Source organism: Bradyrhizobium sp. USDA 3364 (assembly GCF_054056355.1).
Genome location: NZ_JBSRYG010000002.1, coordinates 4909915 through 4933841 on the forward strand (window position 1 = coordinate 4909915; position 23927 = coordinate 4933841).

At 66.0% G+C, this 23927-nt stretch carries 21 protein-coding genes; 8 read left to right on the forward strand and 13 right to left on the reverse strand.

The features are described from left to right. Positions 1 to 49 precede the first annotated feature (49 nt). The gene (locus ACVILL_RS23270) at positions 50 to 1048 is read right to left on the reverse strand and encodes a VOC family protein (protein ID WP_456731170.1); all 999 of its coding nucleotides are present in this window, start codon (positions 1046 to 1048) and stop codon (positions 50 to 52) included. A gap of 340 nt (positions 1049 to 1388) precedes the next feature. Here ACVILL_RS23270 and ACVILL_RS23275 point away from each other — a divergent pair, with 340 nt between their 5' ends. The 3 genes from ACVILL_RS23275 to ACVILL_RS23285 all read left to right on the forward strand — a co-directional run bounded on the left by ACVILL_RS23275 (position 1389) and on the right by ACVILL_RS23285 (position 5475). After that, positions 1389 to 3554 (forward strand): anthranilate synthase component I, encoded by a 2166-nt coding sequence (locus ACVILL_RS23275; RefSeq protein ID WP_456731171.1) that lies wholly within the window; start codon positions 1389 to 1391, stop codon positions 3552 to 3554. 144 nt (positions 3555 to 3698) lie between these two features. Continuing rightward, positions 3699 to 4238 carry an adenine phosphoribosyltransferase gene (locus tag ACVILL_RS23280; protein WP_076867121.1) on the forward strand — a complete coding sequence of 180 codons (540 nt, stop codon included), beginning with the start codon at positions 3699 to 3701 and terminating at the stop codon, positions 4236 to 4238. Between the two features lie 196 nt (positions 4239 to 4434). Next, positions 4435 to 5475 carry an IS110 family RNA-guided transposase gene (locus ACVILL_RS23285; RefSeq protein ID WP_456729119.1) on the forward strand — a complete coding sequence of 347 codons (1041 nt, stop codon included), beginning with the start codon at positions 4435 to 4437 and terminating at the stop codon, positions 5473 to 5475. Positions 5476 to 5762: 287 nt separating this feature from the next. Here ACVILL_RS23285 and ACVILL_RS23290 read toward each other — a convergent pair whose 3' ends face one another. The 8 genes from ACVILL_RS23290 to ACVILL_RS23325 all read right to left on the reverse strand — a co-directional run bounded on the left by ACVILL_RS23290 (position 5763) and on the right by ACVILL_RS23325 (position 15830). Next, the gene (locus ACVILL_RS23290) at positions 5763 to 6431 is read right to left on the reverse strand and encodes a hypothetical protein (RefSeq protein ID WP_456731172.1); all 669 of its coding nucleotides are present in this window, start codon (positions 6429 to 6431) and stop codon (positions 5763 to 5765) included. 130 nt (positions 6432 to 6561) lie between these two features. Continuing rightward, on the reverse strand, positions 6562 to 7305 hold the full coding sequence (locus ACVILL_RS23295; RefSeq protein WP_456731173.1) for a hypothetical protein: 744 nt from the start codon (positions 7303 to 7305) through the stop codon (positions 6562 to 6564). 225 nt (positions 7306 to 7530) lie between these two features. Then, positions 7531 to 8787, reverse strand: a complete 1257-nt coding sequence (locus ACVILL_RS23300; RefSeq protein WP_456731174.1) for a M48 family metallopeptidase — start codon at positions 8785 to 8787, stop codon at positions 7531 to 7533. A 34-nt stretch (positions 8788 to 8821) separates the two neighbouring features. Continuing rightward, complete coding sequence (locus ACVILL_RS23305) at positions 8822 to 9382, reverse strand: LemA family protein (RefSeq protein ID WP_456731175.1); 561 nt, start codon at positions 9380 to 9382, stop codon at positions 8822 to 8824. 212 nt (positions 9383 to 9594) lie between these two features. Then, a complete protein-coding gene (locus tag ACVILL_RS23310) occupies positions 9595 to 10620 on the reverse strand; it encodes a small ribosomal subunit Rsm22 family protein (RefSeq protein WP_456731176.1) in 1026 nt (341 codons plus the stop codon). Positions 10621 to 10773: 153 nt separating this feature from the next. Continuing rightward, complete coding sequence (gene smc, locus ACVILL_RS23315; protein ID WP_456731177.1) at positions 10774 to 14238, reverse strand: chromosome segregation protein SMC; 3465 nt, start codon at positions 14236 to 14238, stop codon at positions 10774 to 10776. A gap of 334 nt (positions 14239 to 14572) precedes the next feature. Beyond that, complete coding sequence (locus tag ACVILL_RS23320) at positions 14573 to 15229, reverse strand: DsbA family protein (RefSeq protein ID WP_456731178.1); 657 nt, start codon at positions 15227 to 15229, stop codon at positions 14573 to 14575. A gap of 121 nt (positions 15230 to 15350) precedes the next feature. Beyond that, on the reverse strand, positions 15351 to 15830 hold the full coding sequence (locus tag ACVILL_RS23325; RefSeq protein WP_456731179.1) for a DUF721 domain-containing protein: 480 nt from the start codon (positions 15828 to 15830) through the stop codon (positions 15351 to 15353). Between the two features lie 141 nt (positions 15831 to 15971). On the opposite strand from ACVILL_RS23325, the gene mutY reads away from it, so the two are divergent. Continuing rightward, positions 15972 to 17084 carry an A/G-specific adenine glycosylase gene (mutY, locus tag ACVILL_RS23330; RefSeq protein ID WP_456731180.1) on the forward strand — a complete coding sequence of 371 codons (1113 nt, stop codon included), beginning with the start codon at positions 15972 to 15974 and terminating at the stop codon, positions 17082 to 17084. Between the two features lie 74 nt (positions 17085 to 17158). Beyond that, positions 17159 to 17578, forward strand: a complete 420-nt coding sequence (locus ACVILL_RS23335; protein ID WP_456731181.1) for a PaaI family thioesterase — start codon at positions 17159 to 17161, stop codon at positions 17576 to 17578. A gap of 108 nt (positions 17579 to 17686) precedes the next feature. Here ACVILL_RS23335 and ACVILL_RS23340 read toward each other — a convergent pair whose 3' ends face one another. Both ACVILL_RS23340 and ACVILL_RS23345 read right to left on the reverse strand, forming a co-directional pair. After that, complete coding sequence (locus tag ACVILL_RS23340; RefSeq protein ID WP_456728556.1) at positions 17687 to 19018, reverse strand: IS1182 family transposase; 1332 nt, start codon at positions 19016 to 19018, stop codon at positions 17687 to 17689. A 202-nt stretch (positions 19019 to 19220) separates the two neighbouring features. Continuing rightward, a complete protein-coding gene (locus ACVILL_RS23345) occupies positions 19221 to 20486 on the reverse strand; it encodes a flavin-dependent oxidoreductase (protein ID WP_456731182.1) in 1266 nt (421 codons plus the stop codon). Positions 20487 to 20657: 171 nt separating this feature from the next. Here ACVILL_RS23345 and ACVILL_RS23350 point away from each other — a divergent pair, with 171 nt between their 5' ends. After that, positions 20658 to 21278 (forward strand): glutathione S-transferase family protein, encoded by a 621-nt coding sequence (locus ACVILL_RS23350; RefSeq protein ID WP_456731183.1) that lies wholly within the window; start codon positions 20658 to 20660, stop codon positions 21276 to 21278. A gap of 165 nt (positions 21279 to 21443) precedes the next feature. On the opposite strand, the gene ACVILL_RS23355 is transcribed toward ACVILL_RS23350, so the two are convergent. Further along, positions 21444 to 22358 carry a LysR family transcriptional regulator gene (locus ACVILL_RS23355; RefSeq protein ID WP_456734341.1) on the reverse strand — a complete coding sequence of 305 codons (915 nt, stop codon included), beginning with the start codon at positions 22356 to 22358 and terminating at the stop codon, positions 21444 to 21446. 151 nt (positions 22359 to 22509) lie between these two features. Between ACVILL_RS23355 and ACVILL_RS23360 the strand changes: the two genes are divergently transcribed. Both ACVILL_RS23360 and ACVILL_RS23365 read left to right on the forward strand, forming a co-directional pair. After that, positions 22510 to 22953: a nuclear transport factor 2 family protein gene (locus tag ACVILL_RS23360; protein WP_456731184.1), complete on the forward strand. Its 444-nt coding sequence runs from the start codon at positions 22510 to 22512 to the stop codon at positions 22951 to 22953. Further along, on the forward strand, positions 22913 to 23131 hold the full coding sequence (locus ACVILL_RS23365) for a DUF1127 domain-containing protein (protein ID WP_456731185.1): 219 nt from the start codon (positions 22913 to 22915) through the stop codon (positions 23129 to 23131). Before ACVILL_RS23360 ends, ACVILL_RS23365 begins: the two co-directional genes overlap by 41 nt. A gap of 70 nt (positions 23132 to 23201) precedes the next feature. Here the strand turns inward: ACVILL_RS23365 and ACVILL_RS23370 are convergent, their stop codons facing one another. Continuing rightward, on the reverse strand, positions 23202 to 23888 hold the full coding sequence (locus ACVILL_RS23370) for a glutathione S-transferase family protein (RefSeq protein WP_456731186.1): 687 nt from the start codon (positions 23886 to 23888) through the stop codon (positions 23202 to 23204). Positions 23889 to 23927 lie beyond the last annotated feature (39 nt).

Here is a 23927-nt window from a genome sequence, read left to right on the forward strand (position 1 = left end):
GCCGCAAAATGCGATGTCGTCCCTGCGAAAGCGCAGGGACGACGGAGAACTAGTTTTCCGCCTTTACCCCGTCCCACCACGGGCAGGTCCCCGACATCAGCTTGAAATTGCCTTCCAGCACCTGGACCGGTGCGCGCTTGCCTTCAGAGGCGGCACGCATCCGCATCTCGCGCGCAACCGCGCGATCCTCCGGCGACAGCCAGACGCGCTCGTGGCCCCACAGGCTCGGGCCGTCATGCATCTCGAACGGCGTCCAGTTCGCCGGGTCGATCTCGCGGCCGCCCCAGCCGCACTCGACCATGAAGGCGGACGGCGACTTGGCGTAGAACGACGTCATAAGGTCGTTGGTGTGACGGCCGAGCGTGACGTTGACCCGGTCCTCCTGCTGCGCGACGTCATAGGCCTGGCCGACATCGTCGAGCGAGAACAGCTCCACCATCAGATGATGCATGCCGTTCGTGCCGGTCTCGATCAGCGCCAGTGAGTGGTGGCGGGCATTGACGTGGAAGAAATAGGCGCGGAACGGTTTTTCGATGTAGTCGCTCAGTCCGAAGCCGAGCACGTCGACGTAGAACGCCATCACGGGCGCGATGTGCTCGACCGTCAGCACGGCATGGCCGAGCCCGAGCGCGCCGGTGCGGAAGCCGGAGATCGAACGTCCCGGCCTGAACGGCGTGTCGTCGATCTCGGCGCCATGAAACGCCTCCAGGCGGTTGCCGGCGGGATCCCGAAACGAGATCAGCCCACGCACCCGCCGGCTATCTGCGAGCGCCTGCGGCTCTGATGCCACGACAACGCCGGCATGCTCCAGCCGCGCCGCCAGCGCGTCGAGGGCCGCGGCGTCCGCGACCTCCCAGCCGAAGAACCTTGTGCCTTCGCCCTGGGCGCGGTCGATCACGATGCGTTGCTTGCGGTCGTCCATCCGGAAGGCGAGCAGCGAATTGCCGCGCTCGACCGCCTGCAGCCCGACCAGGCCGGTGCCGAATTGCCGCCAGTCGTCGAGCGCGTCGGAGCCGAAGCCGGCATATCCGAGACCCAAAATCGCCATCTGCGCCTCCGCCATCTGTCTGTTTCTTGGGCGGCCGACCGGCCGCCATTTCGACAAATCCTACGCGGATTCCCGTTCCTTCAAACCCGAAAATGCCGCCCAGAGGGCGTCCAGGATTGGGGCGGGGTGTGAGGCCATCCCTTGACACGGCCCGCGCCGGGTGGTGAGTAACGGGTCATGAGCACCGTCGCCAGTCCATCCCGTCGTTGGTGGCCCACCTTCTCATAGGTGGCCGGTGCGTTTTCTTTTTTCACAAACGTCGAAGGTCGCCATCGCAGTGCGACGGTACCTTCCTTTGTCCTGTGTGGCGCTCTCTCGGCAAGTCTCGTAAGAGGATCACATGAACAGGACAGTCTTCTCCCTGCCGGCCAAGAGCGAGTACCTGACCAATGGCGGCCTCGCGGTCGCACGCATGGTCGAGCAGTTCACCGGCGGCGCCAACCGCCTCGACGACCTGATCGCGCTGCTGGACCGCTGCCGCGGCGTGGTGCTGTCCTCGGGCACCACGGTGCCGGGCCGCTACGAGAGCTTTGACCTCGGCTTCGCCGATCCGCCGCTGGTGCTGGAAACCGCGGGCACCGATTTCTCGTTGCAGGCGCTGAACCCGCGCGGCGAGGTCCTGATCGCCTTCCTCGGCGACGTGCTGCGCGAGCCCTGCGTCGTGGTCTCGGAGCGCAGCGCAACGCGGCTCGCCGGCCATATCATCCGCGGCGAAGCGCCGGTCGAGGAAGACCAGCGCACCCGCCGCGCCAGCGTGATGTCGCTGGTGCGCGACATGGTCGCGGCATTCACCTCCAATGCCGATCCGCTGCTCGGCCTGTTTGGCGCCTTTGCCTATGACCTCGTGTTCCAGATCGAGGACCTCGTGCAGAAGCGCGCCCGCGAGGCCGACCAGCGCGACATCGTGCTCTACGTGCCGGACCGGCTGCTGGCCTATGACCGCGCCACCGGCCGCGGCGTGGCGCTGAATTACGAGTTCTCCTGGAAAGGCCAGTCGACCGCCGGCCAGTCGAACGAGACCGCGCCGAGCCTCTACGCCAAGACCGGGCGGCAGGGCTTTGCCGACCATGCGCCTGGCGAATACCAGGCGACGGTTGAAGTCGCGCGCGCGGCGTTCGCGCGTGGCGATTTGTTCGAGGCGGTGCCCGGGCAGCTGTTCGCCGAACCTTGCGAGCGCTCGCCGGCGGAAGTGTTCCAGCGGCTCTGCCGCATCAACCCGTCGCCCTATGGCGCGCTGATGAATCTCGGCGACGGCGAGTTCCTGGTTTCCGCCTCGCCGGAGATGTTCGTGCGCTCCGACGGCCGAAGGGTCGAGACCTGCCCGATCTCGGGCACCATCGCGCGCGGCTCGGACTCGATCGGCGATGCCGAGCAGATCCGCAAGCTCCTGAACTCGGAGAAGGACGAGTTCGAGCTCAACATGTGCACCGACGTCGACCGCAACGACAAGGCGCGTGTCTGCGTGCCCGGCACCATCAAGGTGCTGGCGCGGCGGCAGATCGAGACCTACTCAAAACTGTTCCACACCGTCGATCATGTCGAGGGCATGCTGCGGCCGGGCTTCGATTCGCTCGATGCCTTCCTGACCCACGCCTGGGCCGTGACGGTGACCGGCGCCCCGAAACTCTGGGCGATGCAGTTCGTCGAGGACCACGAGCGGTCGCCGCGGCGCTGGTATGCCGGCGCGATCGGCTGCGTGAATTTCGACGGCAGCATCAACACCGGGCTGACCATCCGCACCATCCGCATGAAGGATGGGCTCGCCGAGGTGCGCGTCGGCGCGACCTGCCTGTTCGACTCCGATCCGGCCGCGGAAGATCGCGAGTGCCAGGTCAAGGCGGCCGCGCTGTTCCAGGCGCTGCGCGGCGATCCGCCGAAGCCGCTGTCCGACTTCGCGCCCGACGCCACCGGCTCAGGCAAGAACGTGCTGCTGATCGATCATGACGACAGCTTCGTGCACATGCTGGCGGACTACTTCCGCCAGGTCGGCGCCAACGTCACCGTGGTCCGGCATGTCCATGCCCAGGACATGCTCAAGAAGAGGGGCTGGGACCTGCTGGTGCTGTCGCCCGGCCCGGGGCGCCCCGAGGATTTCGGCATCGCGAAAACCATCGACGCCGCGCTTGAGAAGAAGCTGCCGATCTTCGGCGTCTGCCTCGGCGTGCAGGCGATCGGCGAGTATTTCGGCGGGCAGCTCGGCCAGCTCGGCCAGCCCGCGCATGGCCGTCCGGCGCGCGTCCAGGTGCGCGGCGGCAGGCTGATGCGCAACCTGCCCAATGAGATCGTGATCGGACGCTACCACTCGCTCTATGTCGAGCGCGACAGCGTGCCCGAGGTGCTGGCGGTGACCGCGACCACCGAAGACGGCGTCGCGATGGTGATCGAGCACAAGACCCTGCCGGTCGGCGGCGTCCAATTCCATCCGGAATCGCTGATGTCGCTCGGCAACGAGGTGGGGCTGCGCATCGTCGAGAATGCATTCCGGCTTAATCCGGGAGTGAATTGATTTGGACCGTCATTGCGAGCGCAGCGAAGCAATCCATGCCTCAATCCGGGGAGAGATGGATTGCTTCGTCGCTTTAGCGCAAAATTGCCTTGCAATTTTGCCGCGAGCTCCTCGCAATGACGACGCGGAGAAAGCGAGACAGAAATGACCTTCGACCACGACATCAAGGCGACCGTTCGCACCATCCCGGACTACCCGAAGAAGGGCATCCTGTTTCGTGACATCACGACGCTGCTGGCGGATGCCCGTGCCTTCCGCCGGGCGGTCGATGAGCTGGTGCATCCCTGGGCGGGGGCGAAGGTCGACAAGGTCGCGGGCATCGAGGCCCGCGGCTTCATCCTCGGCGGCGCGGTGGCGCATCAGCTTTCCGCCGGCTTCGTGCCGATCCGCAAGAAGGGCAAGCTGCCGCACACCACGGTGCGGATCGCCTACTCCTTGGAATACGGCATCGACGAGATGGAGATGCATGCCGACGCAGTGCAGCCCGGCGAGCGCGTGATCCTGGTCGACGATCTGATCGCGACCGGCGGCACCGCGGAGGGCGCGGTGAAGCTGCTGCGCCAGATCGGCGCCAATGTGGTCGCCGCCTGCTTCATCATCGATTTGCCCGACCTCGGCGGCGCCGACAAGCTGCGCGCGATGGACGTTCCGGTGCGCACGCTGATGACGTTCGAGGGGCATTAGCTAGCTAGCGCTCCTCTCTCCATACGTCGTCCCGGCGAAGGCCGGGACCCATTAGCACGAATGCAAATTGTTGCGCGATGCTGAGGCCACAGCGTGTTTCAACGACGCTACCCTGTGGTTGATGGGGTGGACGGCCCCCTACGGCATCAGTGTGCCAGAATGAGGTTGTTGCAAATCTCAGACAAGGGAGCCGTCCGTGAGAGAGATTATCCGCATTGGAATGGATACGTCGAAGCATATTTTTGTGCTGCATGGGGTTGATGCGGCGGAGCAGGCGGTGTTGCGCAAGAAGCTGTCGCGCAAGCAGGTGCTGGAGTTCTTTGCCAAACTGCCGCCGACCGTGGTCGGGATGGAGGCGTGCGGTGCGGCCCATTACTGGGCTCGGGAGCTTGGCAAGCTCGGCCATGAGGTGAAGCTGATGGCGCCGCAGCTGGTGAAGCCGTATGTGGAACGCAACAAGAATGACGGGCGAGACGCGGACGGGCTGTGCGAAGCGATGAGCCGGCCGCGGATGCGGTTTGTGCCGGTGAAGAGCGCCGAGCAGCAGGCCGCGCTGATGCTGACGGGCGTCCGCGACGGGCTAATCGCCCGCCGCACCCAGCTCAGCAATGCGATCCGCGGCTATGCGGCGGAGTTTGGCCTGGTCGCCGCCAAGGGACTGGACAAGATCGAGCCGCTGCTGGCACGGATTGCGCAGGACGAGAGCCTTCCGGCGCTGGCGCGTGAGCTGTTCGCCATGCAGGGCCGCGACTACACGCAGCTGCAGGGCGAACTGAAGACGATCGAGGCCAAGCTTTTGGCCTGGCACCGGGCCAACGCCACGAGCCGCCGTCTGGCCCAGATCCCCTCGGTCGGTCCGATCATTGCGACGGCGTTGGTGATGAAGACCCCCGACCCGCACGCGTTCCGCTCCGGCCGGTGGTTCGCGGCCTGGCTCGGCCTGACACCCAAAGACCATTCCACCGCCGGCAAGACCAGGCTCGGCAAGATCACCCGCGCCGGCGACGAGACCCTGCGTCGGCTGCTCGTGGCAGGAGCCACTGCGGTGATCCGGCAAGCAAGGCTCGGACGCGGCCAGCCCTCGCGCTGGCTCGTTGCGCTGCTCAAGCGTAAGCCGCCGAAGCTGGCGGCGGTGGCGCTCGCCAACAAGGTTGCCCGCATCGCCTGGAAGCTGATGGTCACGGGCGAGAACTACGACGCCGCACGGATCAATGCCGCGCCGGCAATCGTCACCTAAGAGTTTGGCCGGCCGGACGCTGCACTCGCCGGCCGAACCGGAGCTGCAAGAGCAGATGGAATGATCGATCGATCCAGCACGCGAGACAAGCCGCGGGACCCATTGGCCTTCAGAAGGTCGCCAGGTTGTTTGGCACTCGCGTCGCGGAAACCATCTTGGCCCAGCGGTCAATCCGACCGCATCAAACAGGCCGGACATATGGATGACAGCGATCCGACCAGTTCCAGAAACCTCTTGTGCCACGGGGGCCGTCCACATATGGGTCCCGGCCTTCGCCGGGACGACGATCACGACCTCTGCAATAACACGCTCAGCTCGAGATCGCGGAACGTGGTGTAATTCCGCCGGATCCACTGATGCAGCTCGGTCGATGAATCCCTCTCCTGGCGCAAATAGCCGGTGAAGGAGAAGGTCAGCCGGTCGATATAGGTCTTCAGGAACACCGGCAGCGCGCGGAAGCGCAGGACCCGGCTGGCGGACATCACCGGCGGCAGCTCGCCGCGCACCACGAATTCATTGTCGATGACGATCAGCCCGTTCGGCGGGATCAGGCCCTGCAGCGTCTGGTAGCCGCGCACCGAAGCGCGGTCGGTATCGGCGACATAGAGGATGACCGGCGCGACGCGGCGGCGCAGCGCTTCCTTCATCAGCCCGATCTCGTCGCACATTTTGAAGAATTCGTCGAAGGCGTGGTAGCCGAGGTCGATCACCTTGGCGATGCCGTCATTGACGATGACGCGGTCCATCAGCTGCATCTTGCCGTAGGTGTCGATCACGTCTGCGGTTTCAGTGATCCGCGGCAGATAGTCGAGCAGCGACGGCTCCTTCAAATTGATGTCGTAGCAGGCCACATCGCCGTTCTTGAGCAGCAGGAATTCGCCGAGCAGCCGCGCGATCAGCGTCTTGCCGACCTGCGGGCGGGGCGAGCAGATGATGTAAACGGGCGTGGATGACATCGCCCGCTATATCAGGCCAAATTTTCGCCTAATCCAGCCCTATTGCCGCCCCGGGCGCGACTTTTTTCGCTACCCCGGGCGCGACTTTCCGCTGCCCCGGGCGCGACTTTTTCGATGCCTTTAAGCGCGACTATTTTTCGCCCTTGGCCGACTTGGCGCCGACCAGGTCGGTCAGCTTGATCCGGTCGTACTCGCTCCAGACATTGGCGAGCCAGTGCCGGACATAACCGCGCAGCACGAACGAGTAGTTCGCGGCGTCGTCGTTGATCTGCTTGTTGGCGACGAACTTCAGGAACGGAACCGAGGAGACCTCGACCTGCTCATAGGCCATTTCGTTGAGCTTGGGGATCGTGAGGTCGGTCGCGTCCTTGATGCGGTGGAAGTAGGAGTTGTAGGTCGCCTGGTCCCACTGGAAGAACTGGGTGTCGTTGATGAAGTTCTTCACCAGGAAGTATTTCGCGCCGCCCATGAAGCCGGCGGTCTCGGCGATCTCGTCCAGCGAGGCGATCGACGGGCCCAGGATGTGGAACACCGCGAAGGTGATCTGGCCGGAGCGCGCCGCGTCGAGGAAGCCGATGTCGCGCAGCGAGGCGAGCGCGGGCGACAACAGGCCGGCGCGGACGTCGATCACGGTGACCGAGGGGCCGGAGCTCAGCGTATCGAAGATCTTCATCTGGTCCGCGGTCGTCGTCATGTCGACGATCTCGGTGACGTCGGGGTGGAAGCGCTTCAGCGTGCCGCGCGGCGACTCGGTGTCGAACGCCCGGGTCTGCACATTGTTGGCACTGAAATAGTCCAGGAGCGTCCGCGAGACGGTGGTCTTGCCGACCCCGCCCTTGTCAGCGCCCACCACGATCACAACCGGCTTTGCCATGGAAGTCCCTTAAAGCGCGCTCCCGACCGCGATGGCGATCGGCAAGTCCCCACACTGCTTTGGGCGCGAACATGGCAGAAACGAGGGATAATTCAATTCCTTAAGGCGTCCACAATTGGTTTGGTAGCGATTTCCTTAATGGACTGAGTAGGCTAGGGCATGATCCGGAAAAGTGCGCAGCGGTTTCCTCGCGACGGACGCGGGGCGTTTGCGCCGAGATCATGATTATCGATGCCGCCCCCAGGGGCCTTGGAGCGGGCCTTGGAGTGGTCCCTGAAGCGGGCCGAGCGGTCCTTGCGTGGGGCTGGTGCCCGGCAGCGGCGGCGGATTGTTCGGTTGTGCCGGCGGCTTGTCGCCCCACGGGCCGTGGGTCACCGGCGGAGGCTGGTCGCCAGCCGTCGACGGCTGGTCCTGCGCCTCCGTCGCGTCCGATGTCTCATCCGGCAGCGCCAGCGGTCCCGGATCATGGCCGCCGGCATATTTCACCAGCGCATCGACCCGGGACTTCACCGACGGGTGGGTGGCGAACAGGTCGGCAAAGCCCTCGCGCGGATTGTCGACGCAGAGTTCCATCACCGCCGAAGTGGCGTCCGGCAGTTCGCCGCGGTTCTCGATCTTGCGCAGCGCCGAAATCATCGCATCGGGGTTCTTGGTCAGCTCGACCGATCCGGCATCGGCGAGAAATTCGCGCGAGCGTGACAGCGCGAGCTTGACCACCTGCGACAGCAGCCAGGCCAGCACGATCAGCGCGACCGCGATGATGATGACGACGATCGCGCCGCCGCCCGAGCCCTTGCTGTCGCGGTCCGAGGAGGATGACGACGATCGCGAGGATGACGAGGACGACCAGCCGCCTCCGCCGCCGCTCGAGTTCCACGACAGATTCGTGAACAGGCGGAAGAACAACTCGCCGAAGAAACCGACCACGCCGGCGATGATCACGGCGATCACCATCAGCTGCACGTCGCCGTTCTTGATATGGGTGAGCTCGTGGCCGAGCACGGCCTCGATCTCCTGGTCGTTCAGCGCCTTCAGGAGACCGGTGGTGACCGTGATGGAATATTGGCGTGGGTTCAGTCCGGTCGCGAACGCATTCAGCGCTGAACTGTCCATCACCTTCAGCTTCGGCATCGGAATGCCGCGCGAGATGCAGAGATTTTCCAGGAGATTGTAGAGCCGCGGCTGCTGCTGCCGCGTCACGCTCTCGCCGCCGGTGACGGCGTCGATCATCTTCTGATGGAAGAAATAGGCGATCACGATCCAGGCTATCGCTGCGATCGTCGCCCATGGGAAGGCCGAGACCAGGTCGCGCGAGGCCCGCGTCACATAATAGTCGACCGTGCGGCCGCTATCGATCATCACCTCCGCGACCAGCGCGCCGGCATAGACCAGCACGTAGATCAGCAGGAACAGGCCGGCGAGCAGCAGCATCGAACGAAACTTGTTCGATGCGATATGCGTGTAGAGACCATAGGCGGCCATGACGGAGCAGCCTCTCGCCGGCGTGCGTTGCGCCTCAGAACTTCACGCTCGGTGCCGCCTCGACCTCCGTGCGGCTGGCGCCGAGGTCGAAGAAATCCTTGCGGGTGAAGCCGAACATGCCGGCGAACAGCGCGGCCGGCATCTGCTGGATGCCGGTGTTGTACTCCTGGACCGCGTTGTTGAAGAAGCGGCGGCTGGCGGCGATCTTGTTCTCGAGATCGGAAAGCTCCGATGCGAGCTGCTGGAAATTGGCGTTGGCCTTGAGGTCCGGATAGGCCTCCGACAACGCGATCAGCCGGCCGAGCGCGCCGGAGAGCTGGTTCTCCGCCGCCGAGACCTGCGCCGGACCCTGCGCCGAGATCGCCGAGTTGCGCGCCTTGATGACGTCGTCGAGCGTGCCGCGCTCATGCGCGGCATAGCCCTTCACGGTCTCGACCAGGTTCGGGATCAGGTCGTGGCGCTGCTTGAGCTGCACGTCGATGTCGGCGAAGGCCTGGCCGACCCGCTGGCTGAGCGCGACCAGCCGGTTGTAGGCGCCGAACGCAAACAGCACGAGAAGGACGATGACGCCGATAACGATCCAGCTGGTCGACATGACAGGGCAACTCCTGATGGACGAGACGGCGGCACCGTAGCCCAAGATCGGGGCGCAGGGCAGCCCGCCGCGAAAAGGTGGGCAAAGGGTTGGTCGGGGCTGGCGGGGATTGGTTCAACATCGTCGTCCCGGCGAAGGCCGGGACCCATACGCCGCGGCCCGTGAAAAGGGCACAAGCGGCGTCGGCTTTGCTTCACGACCGAGATCGGTGGTTATGGGTCCCGGCCCCCGTGCGCACTGCGCACTAGGCCGGGACGACCCGCACTGGATATCTCGACCGCATCGCCCCAGCGCCAGCGCCGGGCGCGGGCGTATTCGGCCTTGGCGCGGCGCGGCACCTTGGCGACGATGACGCCGCCCATCGTGCACAGCTTGGCCGCGATCTCGACCTTGCCGACGTCCGGCTGCGCCAGCACGCGGGACGGTCGTGTTGCCAGTGGCGCCCGTGTCAGCGCGACATAGGCGAAGCGCTCGTCCTCGAACGGTGCGTCGGCGCCCTTGATCTGCTTGTGGGCGCGCGAGCGTTGCAGGCGCTGCGAGAAATGACACCAGTCGGGTGCAACCAGCGGACAGCCGCCGTCATGCGGGCAGGGCGCGGCGACATGCGCGCCGGCGGCGATCAATCGGGCGCGGAGCGCGATGATCCGCGCATAGCCGGCGGGGGTGCCGGGCTCGACGACCAGCAGGGTATCGCTGGTTTTCTCCCACATGACATCGGTGAGCGCGTCGCGCTCGGTGTCATTGAGCTCGTTGATGACGTAGCTCGCGATCACAAGCTCAGCAGGCTCGGCGTGCGCCGCATAAATGCGGGCCTGGCCGAGCTCGTAGGTGACGCGGCGCAGGCGGTCACTCCGGCGCGTGAGGTCCAGCGCCAGCGTGCGCAGGGCCTCATTGGCATCGAGCAGAGTGAACTCCTGCAACGACGGGAAGGCTTCCGCGGCCGCCCAGCTTGCCGTCCCCGGGCCCGCGCCGACATCGAGCAGGCTCGCCGGCGCGAAGTCCGGCCGGATCTCGCTCAGCGCATTGAGGCTCGCCACCACGGCGGCATAGGTCGCGGGCATCCGCGCCAGCGCGTATGCCAGCGCGTCGGTCTCGGTCCTGATCGTCGAGGAGCCGCCGCCTTCACGATAGGTCTGCGAGATCATCGCGGCGCGGCCGGCGGCATCGCTGCGCGACAGGCCTTCGAGCCTGGCGTTGAGGGCTGCGCGCAGTTCGGCGGGGAGGTCGGGTGAGGTCATGTGCCGTACCATTCCCATGTCATTGCGGGCAAAGCGAAGCAATCCATAGCGCCGCTTGCTGAAGCATGGATTGCTTCGTCGCTTCAGCGCAAAATTGCTCCGCAATTTTGTCGCCGAGCTCCTCGCAATGACGGTGCTTGGGCGAGTGTCGCGTTACGCCACGTTCTGGTCGAGGATGTCGACCGCGCCCTGCAGATCGACCGAGACCAGCTGCGACACGCCGCGCTCGGCCATGGTGACGCCGAACAGCCGGTTCATCCGCGCCATCGTGATCGGATTGTGCGTGATGATGATGAAGCGCGTCTCGGTCGAGCCGGTCATCTCGTTCAGCAGGGTGCAGAACCGTTCGACGTTGTGGTCGTCGAGCGGCGCGTCGACCTCGTCCAGCACGCAGATCGGCGACGGGTTGGTGAGGAACACCGCGAAGATCAGCGCGAGCGCCGTCAGCGCCTGCTCGCCGCCCGAGAGCAGCGACAGCGTCTGCGGCTTCTTGCCGGGCGGCTTGGCGATGATCTCGAGGCCGGCTTCGAGCGGATCGTCGCTCTCGATCAGGTGTAGCGCCGCTTCGCCGCCGCCGAACAGCTCGGTGAACAGCCGCTTGAAGTGGTTGTTGACGGTCTCGAACGAGGTCAGCAGACGCTCGCGCGCTTCGCGGTTGAGGCTCTGGATGCCCTGCCGCAACCGCTTGATCGCCTCGACCAGGTCGTCGCGCTCGGTGGTCAGCGCGGTGTGCTGGGTTTCGACCTCCTTCAACTCCTCCTCGGCGCGCAGATTGACGGCGCCCAGCCGCTCGCGGTCGCGGCGCAGCTTTTCGAGTTCTTCCTCGACCTGCGCGACCGGCGGCAGTTCGGCGCCGGGCTCGATCTCGGCCATGCCGACGACCGCGCTCGGCTCGACCTCGAGCATGTCGTGGATCTCGCGCTCGATATCGGCGAGGCGGCGGCGGGTGCCTTCCATGCGCTCTTCGGCGCGCGCGGTGGCTTCGCGGGACGACGAGAGCGCTTCGAGCGAGGCCTTGGCGAGACGATCGGTCTCCGCCATCGCGGCTTCCGCGGTCGCGAGCGCATCGGCGGCGATGCGGCGATCGCCCTCGGCGTGCTCGATCTCGGAGATCAGCGCGCTGCGCTTCTCGGCGAATACTTCCGGCGCATTGGCGAGTTCCTCGCGCTCGGCCGAGACTTCGGCGATACGCGCCTCGACGGTCTCGACCTGGGAAGCGGCGCTGGTCTTGCGGTTCTGCCACTCGTTGCGCTCGGCAACGATCGCCTGCACGCGGCGGTCGGCGAGTTCGGCCTCGCGGGCGAGCGCCTGCGCCTCGGCGCGGACTTGCGCCGCGGCACGGCGCTGGTTGTCGATCTCGGAGCGGACCGCGGCGAGCTGGGCCTCGGTCTCGACACCAGGCGGCAACTCAGACAGCGCGGCAACGGCGCTCTCATGCGCGGCTTCGGCCTCGGCGCGGTCGGCGGCGACGCGGCTGTGCGCCTCGGTCAGCGCCGATTTGCGCGCGGCGTGGCGGTTGATCTCGCGTTCGGTCGCGGCATGGCGCTCGCGCGCCGCATCGGTCTCGCGGCGGGCGGCACGCACGGCTTCGCGCGAGGCGCCCTCGGCGGCGGACGCCGAGCGCAATTCCTCTTCGGCGGCCTCCAGCGCCTGGCGCTTGGCGGCGGCATCGATGCGGGCCTGTTCGAGTTCATGCTCGATATCGACCAGGCGGGCGCGTTCGGCGAGGCGGCGCGCGGCGCCGGTCGGGGCATGCGCGTCGGCGACAAAGCCGTCCCAGCGCCAGACGTCGCCTTCAAGCGACACCAGCCGCTGGCCGGTCTTCAGCTGCGACACCAGCGCGGCGCCGCGTTCCCTGGCGACCACGCCGATCTGGGCCAGGCGGCGCGCCAGTTCCGGCGGCGCCTGGACGTGATCGGCCAGCCGTTCGACGCCGTCAGGCAGCGCAGGATCGCCCGCGGCTTCGCCGACATTGGTCCAGCGCATCGGCGCGGAGGAATCCACTGGAGCATCGAGGTCGTCGCCGAGCACGGCGCCGATCGCCTTCTCATAGCCCTTGGCGACCGTGATGCCGTCGATGATCGGCGGCCACAGATTCTTGGTCTCGCTGGTGACGAGCTTGGAGATGGTGCGGGCTTCGGTCTCGAGCCGCTGCACGCGCTTCTCCGCTTCGGTGAGCGGATTGCGGGAGGCTTCCAGCGTCTGCCGCGCGGCGGCGTGGTGCGCCTCGCTCGACTGCACGGTCGCCTCGGATTCGGCGAGCGTCTGCTGCGCCATCTCCATCGCGGCGGCGAGCGCGTCGATGTCGCCGAGATTGCCGGTCTCCTGCGCGAGCTTGGTCTCCTCGGCCTGGACGTTGGCGATCTCCTGGTCGAGCCGCGCCAGCCGGTCGCGATGCGTGCGCACGCCGGCTTCGAACTGGTTGCGCTTCGCGGTGAGATCGGCGAGCTGCGTGGTCAGCTCGGAGAACTGGCGCTCGGTTGCAGCCAGAATCTCCTCAGCCTCGGCAGCGCGCTCGTCGACGCCGGAGCGCTTCTCGACGCGCGACTTGATCTCTTCCTTCAGCTCGGCGTCTTCGGTGTCGAGCCGCTGCAGCGCGATGTCGGCATCCGAGGTCTGCTGCTGCTCGCGCGCGATGTCCTGTGCGAACTGGGTGAGGCGGCGATCGAGCTCGCCGACGCGCTCCTTGGCGCGCTGCTCCTCGCGGTCGAGCATCTCGCGCGCATTGGTCAGGCGCTGCAGGCCGGCAGCGGCGCGCGCCTCGGCGTCGCGCAGCGCCGGCAGTTCGGCGGCGCGGATCGCCTGGATGCGGGCGGATTCGGCCTGCTCGCGGGTGCGCTCGGCCATCTCGCGCACGGAGATATCATGGGTATGCGCGGCGTCGTTGACGTCGGCATTGGCCTCGATCCAGCGCAGGTGGAACAGCATGGCCTCGGACTTGCGCACCTTGGCCGCGACCTCGCGGTAGCGGATCGCCTGGCGGGCCTGCTTCTTCAGGCCTTCCATCTGGCCGGTGAGCTGGCCGATCACGTCCTCGACGCGGGTGAGATTGGTCTCGGCCGCCTTGAGCCGCAGCTCCGCCTCGTGACGGCGGGCATGCAGGCCGGCGACGCCGGCGGCGTCTTCCAGCACGCGGCGGCGCTGCTCCGGCTTGGCCTGGATGATCTCGCCGATCTTGCCCTGGTGGACCAGCGCCGGCGAGCGCGCGCCGGTGGCGGCGTCGGCGAACAGGATCTGGACGTCGCGGGCGCGCACGTCGCGGCCGTTGATACGGTAGACCGAGCCGGCCTCGCGCTCGATGCGGCGGGAGATTTCGAGCAGCTGGCTGTCGTTGACAGCAGCCGGCGCCGAGCGATCGGAATTGTCGATGGTCATCACGACTTCGGCGTGGTTGCGCGCCGGACGGTTGCCGGAGCCGGCGAAGATCACCGCATCCATGTCGGCGGCTCGCAGCGACTTGTGCGAGGTCTCGCCCATCGCCCAGCGCAGCGCTTCGACGAGATTGGATTTGCCGCAGCCGTTCGGTCCGACGACGCCGGTCAGGCCCGGCTCGATCATGAAATCGGTGGGTTCAACGAACGACTTGAAACCGTGCAGGCGGAGGCGCGTGAGCTTCATGTACACAAATCTCGTTTGGCCGGGCGCGAATCTCCCTGCCGTGACAATACCATGGATGGCAATGTCGGTGTTTGGGGTGAATAGCTGCGTGCAGCTCTCATGAGCGGCGACAATGGCGACGCCTGCGCGTCAGGGCAACCGCTTGACCCAGCTTTTCCCAAGGGATTTGCAGGGGTTTTGTGGCCTCCGCATGTCCTCTGAGATTCGCATCAAGCGAATCAGGTTTTCAACAACGAAATAATGCGACGGCCGCATGCCGTGATCGCAAATCATCCACAATTATCGTGCCCGACTCAAAACCGGGCACGACGACGCCAGGTTCAAAGGCGCGCGATCAGCTCTTCAGCAGCGGATCGATGTGCTTGCTGAAATCCTCGAACGAGGTCTCGCCCTTCAGCATCTCGCCGTTGATGAAGAAGGTCGGCGTCGAGTTCACCTTCAGCACGTCGTTGGCGTATTTCTGGTCGGCGGCGATCTTGTCGAGCAGCTTCTGATCCTTCAGGCAGTCCTCGACCTGCTGCTGGCTGAGGCCGGCCTGCTTGCCGATCCGCGTCAGCGTCTCGGTGGTGTTCTTGACCACCCAGTCGTTCTGCTGGCGGAACAGCAGGTCGATCACGGCGAAGTATTTCGGCGCATCGTCCTTGGCGATGCAGCGCGCCAGCATCGAGCCGGCGGCCGCCTTGATGTCGAGCGGGAATTCGCGGAACACGTAACGGACCTTGCCGGAGTCGATGTAGGTCGACTTGATCTTCGGGAACACGGTCTCGTTGAAGTTGGCGCAGTGCGGGCAGGTCATCGAGGCGTATTCGGTAATGGTCACCTTGGCGTCCTGCGGGCCGAGCGCCATGTCCGGCAGCGACTGCGGCTTGGCGACCTCGGCGGCGGACTGCGCGAACGCATCCGAGATCAGGCGCAGCGGCGACAGGCCGGCGAGGGCGGCAAGGCCGGTCAGCGAGAGAGCGGTGGTGAAAGCGCGGCGCGTGATGATCAAGGTCAGCTCCCGGATTGGCGCATTCACGCCGGAATGAAGGGGTCCCGAAAAGAAGCCTTCGCTAGCTTGAAACGACCATTGTGGCAATGCCGCGATCTCGCGGGAAAGCAGCCGAAAAGCGTCAATTTCGCTTGATCGAGGCACCCAGCCGGGCCAGCGCCGCGCGCAGGTCGTCGTCCTCCACAGCGCTAAGGTTGGCCGCCTCCCGGGCGATGGTTTTGGCGTCGGGCGGACGCGGCCGCGCCGGGCGGCTGCGGCGTGAGAGGGGCGCCTGGCGGATGGTCAGGCGGCCGACCGCGTGCCAGCCGAAGAAGCGGTTCACCCGCTCCAGGATGACGTCGGAGGAATGCTGGATCTCCAGCGCCATCGGCCCCTCGACCCGCAGCACCAGCGTCGCCGGCTCCTGCGGCTGCCCCTCGACGGGCCGCGGCCATTGCATCTTCAGGGGCTCGCAATAGGCCGCGATCCGCTCGCCCGCGATCTCGGTCCAGCGCGTCACCAGTTCGCGCGCGGCAAAGCCCTGCTTGGCATAGGCGTCGGTGAAGACGTCGCTGAGCAGGATCGACAGGGGCTTTGCGCTGATCGGGCCGGGTTTTGACATGACGGGGTTATAGCAGCGCCGGCGATGCGGCCGAAACAATGTTCATCATTGTGGCGACGTTTCGGTGCCCGGCGAAGAAAGACGTGGATGCCCGGGTCAGGCCCGGGCATGACGTGGCGAGATGTGCCTTAAGATGCGTTCATGAGCTCTCGCGCGGCCGCCAAAACCAGATCGCCCGACCGGAAGGCCGACCGCCCGGCGCGGCTGCTTGCCTGGTATGACCGGCATCGCCGCCGGCTGCCGTGGCGCGCGGCGGCGGGGGAGCGGGCGGATCCGTATCGCGTGTGGCTGTCGGAGATCATGCTGCAGCAGACCACGGTGAGGGCGGTCGGACCGTATTTCGAGAAATTCCTGTTGCGCTGGCCCGACGTGACCGCGCTCGGCCGTGCCTCGCTCGACGACGTGCTCAGAATGTGGGCCGGGCTCGGCTATTATTCGCGGGCGCGTAACCTGCATGCCTGCGCGGTCGCGGTGCTCACCGATCATGGCGGGGTCTTTCCGGACACCGAGGAGGGGCTGCGCGCGCTGCCCGGGATCGGGCCCTATACGGCGGCCGCGATCGCCGCGATCGCGTTCGACCGCCGCACCATGCCGGTCGACGGCAATATCGAGCGCGTGGTCACCCGGCTCTACGCCATCGAGGAGGCGCTGCCGCAGGCCAAGCCGCTGATCCAGCAGATGGCGGCGACCTTGCTCGGCCCGGCCCGCGCCGGCGACGAGAAGTCCCGCGCCGGTGACAGCGCGCAAGCCTTGATGGATCTCGGCGCCACGATCTGCACGCCGAAGAAGCCGGCCTGCGCCTTGTGTCCGCTGAATGACGATTGTACTGCACGCGTCCGCGGCGACCAGGAGACGTTTCCACGCAAGGCGCCGAAGAAGAGCGGCATCTTGCGCCGCGGCGCCGCCTTCGTGGTGACGCGGGGCGGCGAACTGTTGGTACGCTCGCGCCCGGAAAAGGGCCTGCTCGGCGGCATGACCGAGGTGCCGGGATCGCAATGGCTTGCCGGGCAGGAGGATGCCGCCGCACTGGCGCAGGCGCCGGAACTCAAGGGCATCGCGCGCTGGCACCGCAAGGCCGGTGCCGTCACCCACGTGTTCACGCATTTTCCGCTGGAGCTCGTCGTCTACACCGCCAGTGTTCCGCCGCGGACACGCGCGCCGGACGGCATGCGCTGGGTGCCGGTGGCGACGCTGGACGGCGAGGCGTTTCCCAATTTGATGCGCAAGGTCGTCGCGCACGGGCTCGATCTCTAGAGGATGGCGCCCTGCTGACACCATGCTGTCAGCAGCGACCAGCTACGACCTACCGCAGCACAACGGGGGCCGTCATGGTCGCAACCGCGCTCGACAACATTCCGATGCCGCCTGTCGCAAGACTGCTCGGCTGGCGCCTGCTCGACGCACGTCCGTACGACGGGTGGATCAGGATGGCGTTCGACGGCAAGCAGGATTTTTGCAATCCGGCCGGCTTCATCCAGGGCGGCATGCTCTCGGCGATGCTCGACGACACGATGGGACCGGCGGTGTTCGTGATGACCGAGGGCAGGCTCTTCACCACGACGATCTCCATGACTGTGAATTTCCTGGCGCCGGCAAAGCCCGGGCCGATCACCGGCGAGGCGACGGTGACCCAGCTCGGCAAGACCATCGCCTTTGTCGAAGGCCGGCTGACGGCCGCAGACGGCACGTTGCTCGCGACGGCGAGCAGCAGCATCCGCCTGGTGGAAGCGGCGCGGGCGCTGCGGTAGGGCGCTTGCGCTCCAGCTTAATCCGTCACCCTGAGAGGCTGTGACCCTATTTGAAGTTAGCAGCTGCGGTAAAGCGGGATTGGGCTTTGACGATTTGATGGCCAGGCTTCAAGCTGCAGCCTGGAGCAGGCGGTGGCCGGCCAGGATGTTGTTGGTGAGTGCGAACCAGCGCAGGACCGTCTGGACCTTTTTGAGGCCGCGTACGGTGAACTGCTGCAGGCCCCAGTTGCGGAAGCGAGCGTTGATACACTCCGCCTGGGCTCGACGCTTGTAGATCGACTTGCCACGTGGGCTCTTCATGCGGGCTCGCCAGGCGGCGACGCCGGGCCCATCGTTGTCGCGTGGCTCATATGGGTCGCGCTGGTGCTTGCTGCGTGAAGGCGGCCCGTAGACCTTGATGCCGCGGTCAGCCGCCCACTCGGTATCCTCATTCTTGTTGAAGCCGCCGTCGATCAGCAACCGCTTCGGCCATCGGCCATGGCGGCGGTTGATCTCCTCCAGCATCGGCCGGGCCAAGCCGCGGTCGGAGCCGACGGTTTTGACGTCCGGGATGATCACGATCTGGCCACCGGCGACGGTCGAGAGCTGGCAATTGTAGGCGGGGCGGAAGCCGCCATCGGCCATTTTCATGACGCGGGCATCGGGGTCGGTGGTGGAGGCGCGCGGCTCCTTCTGCTTCTCGACCTCCTTCTTGTTGGTCTTGCTGCGCCGTTCGCGTTCCGCCTCGATCTCGGCCAGCTTTTTCAGCGCTGCCGCCACGCGCTGCTCGCGTTCACGCAGGGCCCGTTCGTTGGCCGCAGCGATCCGCCGGCTGCTGGCTTGCGGATCGTCGGCTGCTTCGTCCTTCAGCTGTCGGATCAATCGTTGCGCCTTGCGCAACTCCTTGTGAAGCTTCCTGCGGCGGCGGAACGACTTGCTCCCAGCCGAGGCACGTACCCGCACTCCGTCCTGCGCCACCTCATCGAGGTCGATGATCTCGGCCACCGACAGGCTGGCGATGTTTTCGCTCAACAGCCGATCCAGAAGCTCCGGATGCGCCGTGCGGAAGTCGGCAAGGCCGTGATAGTTCACACTCACCCCGCCGCAGAGCCACCGATAGACGTCGTGGCTCTCACACAGCCTGGCCAGCGCTCGCGCGCTGCCAACCCCCTCGCTCGTCGCATAAAGCCACAGTGCCAGTAAAAGCCGCGGGCTCGCCGGGGCCTGTCCCGCCGTGTGGGTTCGAGCTCTAATCGCCTCTTCAAGCTCGCCCAGATCAAGCTTCTCGACGTAAGCCCAGATCACCCGGACTGGATGATCGGCGGCTACCAGCGCCTCCAGATCGACTGCCCGAAGCTCGATCTGATCGCGTACCGGTTCCCGCATCCGCGGCTGCCCCGGATCGCTCTCCCGCTCAGCTTTCTGTACCGGAAGATCGGCAAACAGTTCGTCGCCAGGCATCGCTGCACCTCTCGGATAGTACAGCTGCAGGAATCACTCCGCGTAGGAAAACTCAACCCTCATCCCGAACAAAGATTCACACCCTCTGAGGAGCGCGTAGCGCGTCTCGAAGGGTCGACGGCCACCGGCCGCGGCCGTGCATCCTTCGAGACGCGCTACGCGCTCCTCAGGATGACGCGAATAGATTGCAGCTCGGTTTGCGTCAGCCCTTCCGCTGCACGATCGGCGGCTTGGCGTTCAGCCCCTCGACCTGGAAGCCTGCGACGCGCTTGTAGTTGGCGGCGATGTCTTCCAGCTCCTGCTGCGACAGCACGTCGGTGACGACCTTGAAGCCATCGGGCGCGCGCTCCTCGACGAGCTGCATCACCTGTTCCGGGCCGTTGCGCCGGTTCAGCATCACGAGATCCGTGGTCGCGGGTCGCCGCTCGGCCTCGTAGGCCGCGAGCGCGCCCTGCGTCGGGCCATGCGCCAGAATCTCGCGCGTCAGCGTGCGTGCATCCAAAATCGCCTGCGAGGCGCCGTTCGAGCCGATCGGGTACATCGGGTGCGCGGCGTCGCCCATCAGCGTGACGCGGCCGAACGTCCATTGCGGGATCGGATCGCGATCGACCAGCGGATATTCGTAGGCGTGCGGACAGTTCCGGATCAGGCCCGGAACGTCGAGCCAGTCGAAGTTCCAGTTCTCGAACCACGGCAGGAACTCGTCGAGTTTCGCGGTGCGGTTATAGTCCTCGCGGCGCCACTGATAGGTCGGCGGCATGTGCCGCTCGGCGACCCAGTTGATGTCGAACTTGCCGTCCGCGCCTGCCTCCTTCGAGATCGGGTAGCAGACGAATTTCAGGATCTCGTGGCCGGCCATGATCATGGTGCGGCCGGTCCGGAAGGCGTTCGCCCGGGTGATGCCGCGCCACAGGATGCGGCCGTTCCAGATCGGCGGCCCCTCCTGCGGATAGAGCTTCTCGCGCACCGCAGAATGGATGCCGTCGGCGGCGATCAGCACCGCGCCGTCATGGCTGCCGGCTGGCTTGCCGGTGGCGCGGTCGATGAAGTCGGCGCGGACGCCGTCCGCGGTCTCGCTCCAGCCGGTGAGGTGATGGCTGGTCAGGATATTCTCGCGTCCCAGCCGTTCGGTCGCGGCATCGAGCAGCAGCTGCTGCAAGCGGCCGCGATGGATCGAGAACTGCGGCCATTTATAGCCAGCCTCGAGCCCGCGCGGCTCGCTCCAGATCGGCTTGCCGTGCTTGGAGAAATAGGCGAGCTCGCGTGTGCGCACCGCGGTCGCGTCGAGCACGTCGTGCAGGCCGAGCTCGATCAGTTCGCGCACCGCATGTGGCAGCACATTGATGCCGACGCCGAGCGGTTTCAGCTCGGGCACGCTTTCGAACACACGGCAGGGCACGCCGATCTGGTGCAGGCTGAGCGCCAGCGTCAGCCCGCCAATTCCGCCGCCCGCAATGAGTACAGTCATGAAATCCCTCTCGATCGGCCATGGTCATCGCACGTCGGCCACGCCGCGGGCAAGCTCCGCGGTACCGCGGGGTGGACGGCGACGGGTGGTGCCGCTAACGTCCGCCGCATCCCATAAAAAGGTAAGGGCCGGGTTCGCGACGGACCGACAAGGCCCGCAGAGGACAACGACATGCTCAAGCTCTATACCGCCCCCGGTACCTGTGCGCTCGCCTCTCATATCGCGCTGGCCGAAGCCGGCGCGCCCTATACGGTCGAGCGGCTCGACTTCAAGAACAACCAGCAGAACAGCCCGGAATATCTCAAGATCAATCCGAAGGGCCGGGTGCCGACGCTGGTCACCGACCGCGGCGTGCTGACCGAGACGCCGGCGATGCTGGCCTACATCGCGCAGACCTATCCGCAGGCGAAGCTCGCGCCGCTCGACGACGCCTTCGAGTTCGCCAGGCTGCAGGCCTTCAATTCCTATCTCTGCTCGACGGTGCATGTCTGCCACGCCCACAAGATGCGTGGTGCGCGCTGGGCGACCCAGGAGAGCTCGTTTGCCGACATGAAGACCATGATCCCGAAGACCATGGGCGCCTGCTTCAATCTGATCGAGCGCGACATGCTGAAGGGCCCGTGGGTGATGGGCGACGGCTACACGGTCAGCGACGCCTATCTCTACACGCTCACCCTCTGGCTCGACGGCGACGGCGTCGACATCGCGACCCTGCCCAAGGTGAAGGCGCATCGCGCGGCGATGGAGAGCCGCCCGGCGGTGCAGAAGGTGCTGGCGGAGCAGAGGGCGTAGGCAAAAAAACTCGGCGTCGTCCCGGCCAAGCGAAGCGCGAGCCGGGACCCCCATAACCACCGCTGCCAGTCGTTGAACAGGGCTGTGGCCCCAGCGTCGCGCCACACGAAGATTTGGGGTTGGGTCCCGGCCTTCGCCGGGACGACGGGGGGATAGAGCGTGCCGTTACGCCTTCCCCGTCTCCAGCTCGCGTCCCGTCTCCAGCATCAGCTTGCGCAGCCAGATCGAGCCCGGATCCATCTGCGCGCGTGTCGGATAGAACATGTGCTGCTCGTCGATCCCGGGATCAAGCGGCGGCGTCACCGTGACCAGCGAGAGCTGCTTCGACAACGCCGCGATCAGCCGGCGCGGCACGAAGGCGACGAGGTCGGTGCGCGCGGTGACGTGCAGCGCCTCGATATAGCCCGGCACCACCAGCGCGATCCGCCGCTCGATGCCCTTGGTGCGCAACCAGGTGTCGATCAGATCCTCGTTGTGGCCGCGGATGATCACGCCGACGTGCCGCGCGGCGAGGAACGCTTCGCGCTTCTTCAGTTTGGCGCCGACCGGGTGGCCACGCCGCACCGCGAGCGCGTCGATGTCGGTGTAGAGGCGTTGGCGGTGAAAGCCCTTGAAGGAGTCGCCGATCGAGATCACGAGATCGATGGTGCGGGCGAAATCGGGGGTGAAGATCGGCGAGCTCCGCCACGGCACCACGTCGATGGTGACGTTCGGCGCCAGCCGCGTCACCTTTTCCATCAGCGGCGGCATCAACAGCTCGACCGCGAGGTCGGGCATCATCAGGCGGAAATGCCGTTCGCTGCGCGCCGGGTCGAAAGCATCTGAGATGAACAGCGTGCGCACCTGGTCGAGCGCCTGCGCCAGCGGCAAGCGCAGCGCCTGCGCCCGCGGCGTGAGCTCCATCCGCGCGCCGTTGCGCACCAGCAGCGGATCGCCGATCAGATCGCGCAGCCGCTGCAGCGCGTGGCTGGTCGCCGGCTGCGACAGATGCAGCCGCATCGCGGCGCGGCTGACGCTGGCGTCGCGCAGCAGGGCGTCGAGCGCGACCAGCAGATTGAGGTCAAGCGAATTCAAATTCATCAGGTGAATATATATCATACTACCTATCGATTGGAAGAATGTTCGCCGGCGCCGCAGGATCGGAAAGCAAGGCGTTCTCGCGCGCGGCGGTTAGGGCTTCGCGTGAGGAAGCGCCTGAAATCACAGCCAACCCATCGCAAGGAGACGCGCCATGAGCGCAGCCGACAACAAGAAACTGGTGCAGGAGATGTTCGTGATCGCGGGCAGTCCCGATCCCGCGGTGCGCGAGAAATCGCTGTTCATGGCAACGCTTGCCGACGACGCGATCTGGACAGTGACCGGGCAATATTCCTGGTCGCGCACCTTCACCGGCAAGCAATCGATCATGACCGACCTGCACGGCCATGTCCGCTCGAGACTGGTCGAGCGCGGTCGCACCGTCGCCCATCGGATCATCGCCGATGGCGACATCGTCGTGGTCGAGGCCAAGGGCAACAACCTCACCAAGGAAGGTCAGCGCTACGACAACGACTATTGCCTGGTGTTCCGCTTCGATGGCGGCAGGATCAAGGAGGTGAGGGAATATTGCGACTCGGTCTTGACCGAAAAGGCCCTTGGTCCGTTTCCGGCTGCCGAGGTTCGCGCGGCGGGTTGAACCACTCACGGCGGCAGTCGCGGCGCTGGTCTGGTTCAGGCAATGGCGTGAGAACCGGCGCGCGTGGCGGCAGCTTGCCGCCATGAGCGAGCGCGAGCTGCAGGATGTCGGCGTGTGCCGCGCCGACATCTCGCATCATGGCCGGCACGACAAGGGCAGGCCGTACTGGCCGCCATGAGGCGCGATGCGAACATGCGCGGGGTGGGCAACACGCAAGCGCGCCCACCCCGCGTACCGTTTAAGGAGGCTTACGCCACCTTGTTCTTGAGGTGGCGGAACATGAAGTCGCGCGCCGCGTCGTCCATCTCGGCCTTGAAGGTGTGCTTGTCCTTCAGCGCGAGCGCGCGCGCCGCCGCCGGCCGCGCCGAGATCTCGTCGACCAGCCGCTTCACGTTCGGATATTTGGCGTAGCCTTCCTCTCCGAGAATGAACACCGCCATCCGTGCCCAGCCCCAGAACGCCATGTCGACGATCGTGTAGCTGTCGCCGACCATGTAGCGCGACTTCGCCAGATGATCGTCGAGCACCTTGTAGTGACGATGCGCCTCGAACTGGTAGCGGTTGTGGGCGTAGTCGATGACCTGCGGCGCGAAATGCTTGAAGTGCACGGCCTGGCCGGAATACGGGCCGAGGCCGGTCGCGATGAACATCAGCCAGGACAGCGTCGCGGCGCGGTTGGCCGGCGTGTTGGCGGGCAGGAACTTGCCGTGCTCCTCGGCGAGGTAGAGCAGGATCGCGTTGGAATCGAACACCAGCACGCCGTCATCGTCGATCGCCGGCACCTTGGCGTTCGGATTGATCTTCAGGAATTCCGGCGCGAACTGGTCGCCCTTGCGGGTGTCGACCGGGATCGCCTCGAACGGCAGGCCCGACTCTTCCAGAAATAGCGCGACCTTGGTCGGGTTCGGCGACCCGTTGAAATAGAATTTGATCATGAAGGGGACTCCCTTGGTTCTTGTGACCGGCGAGATCGG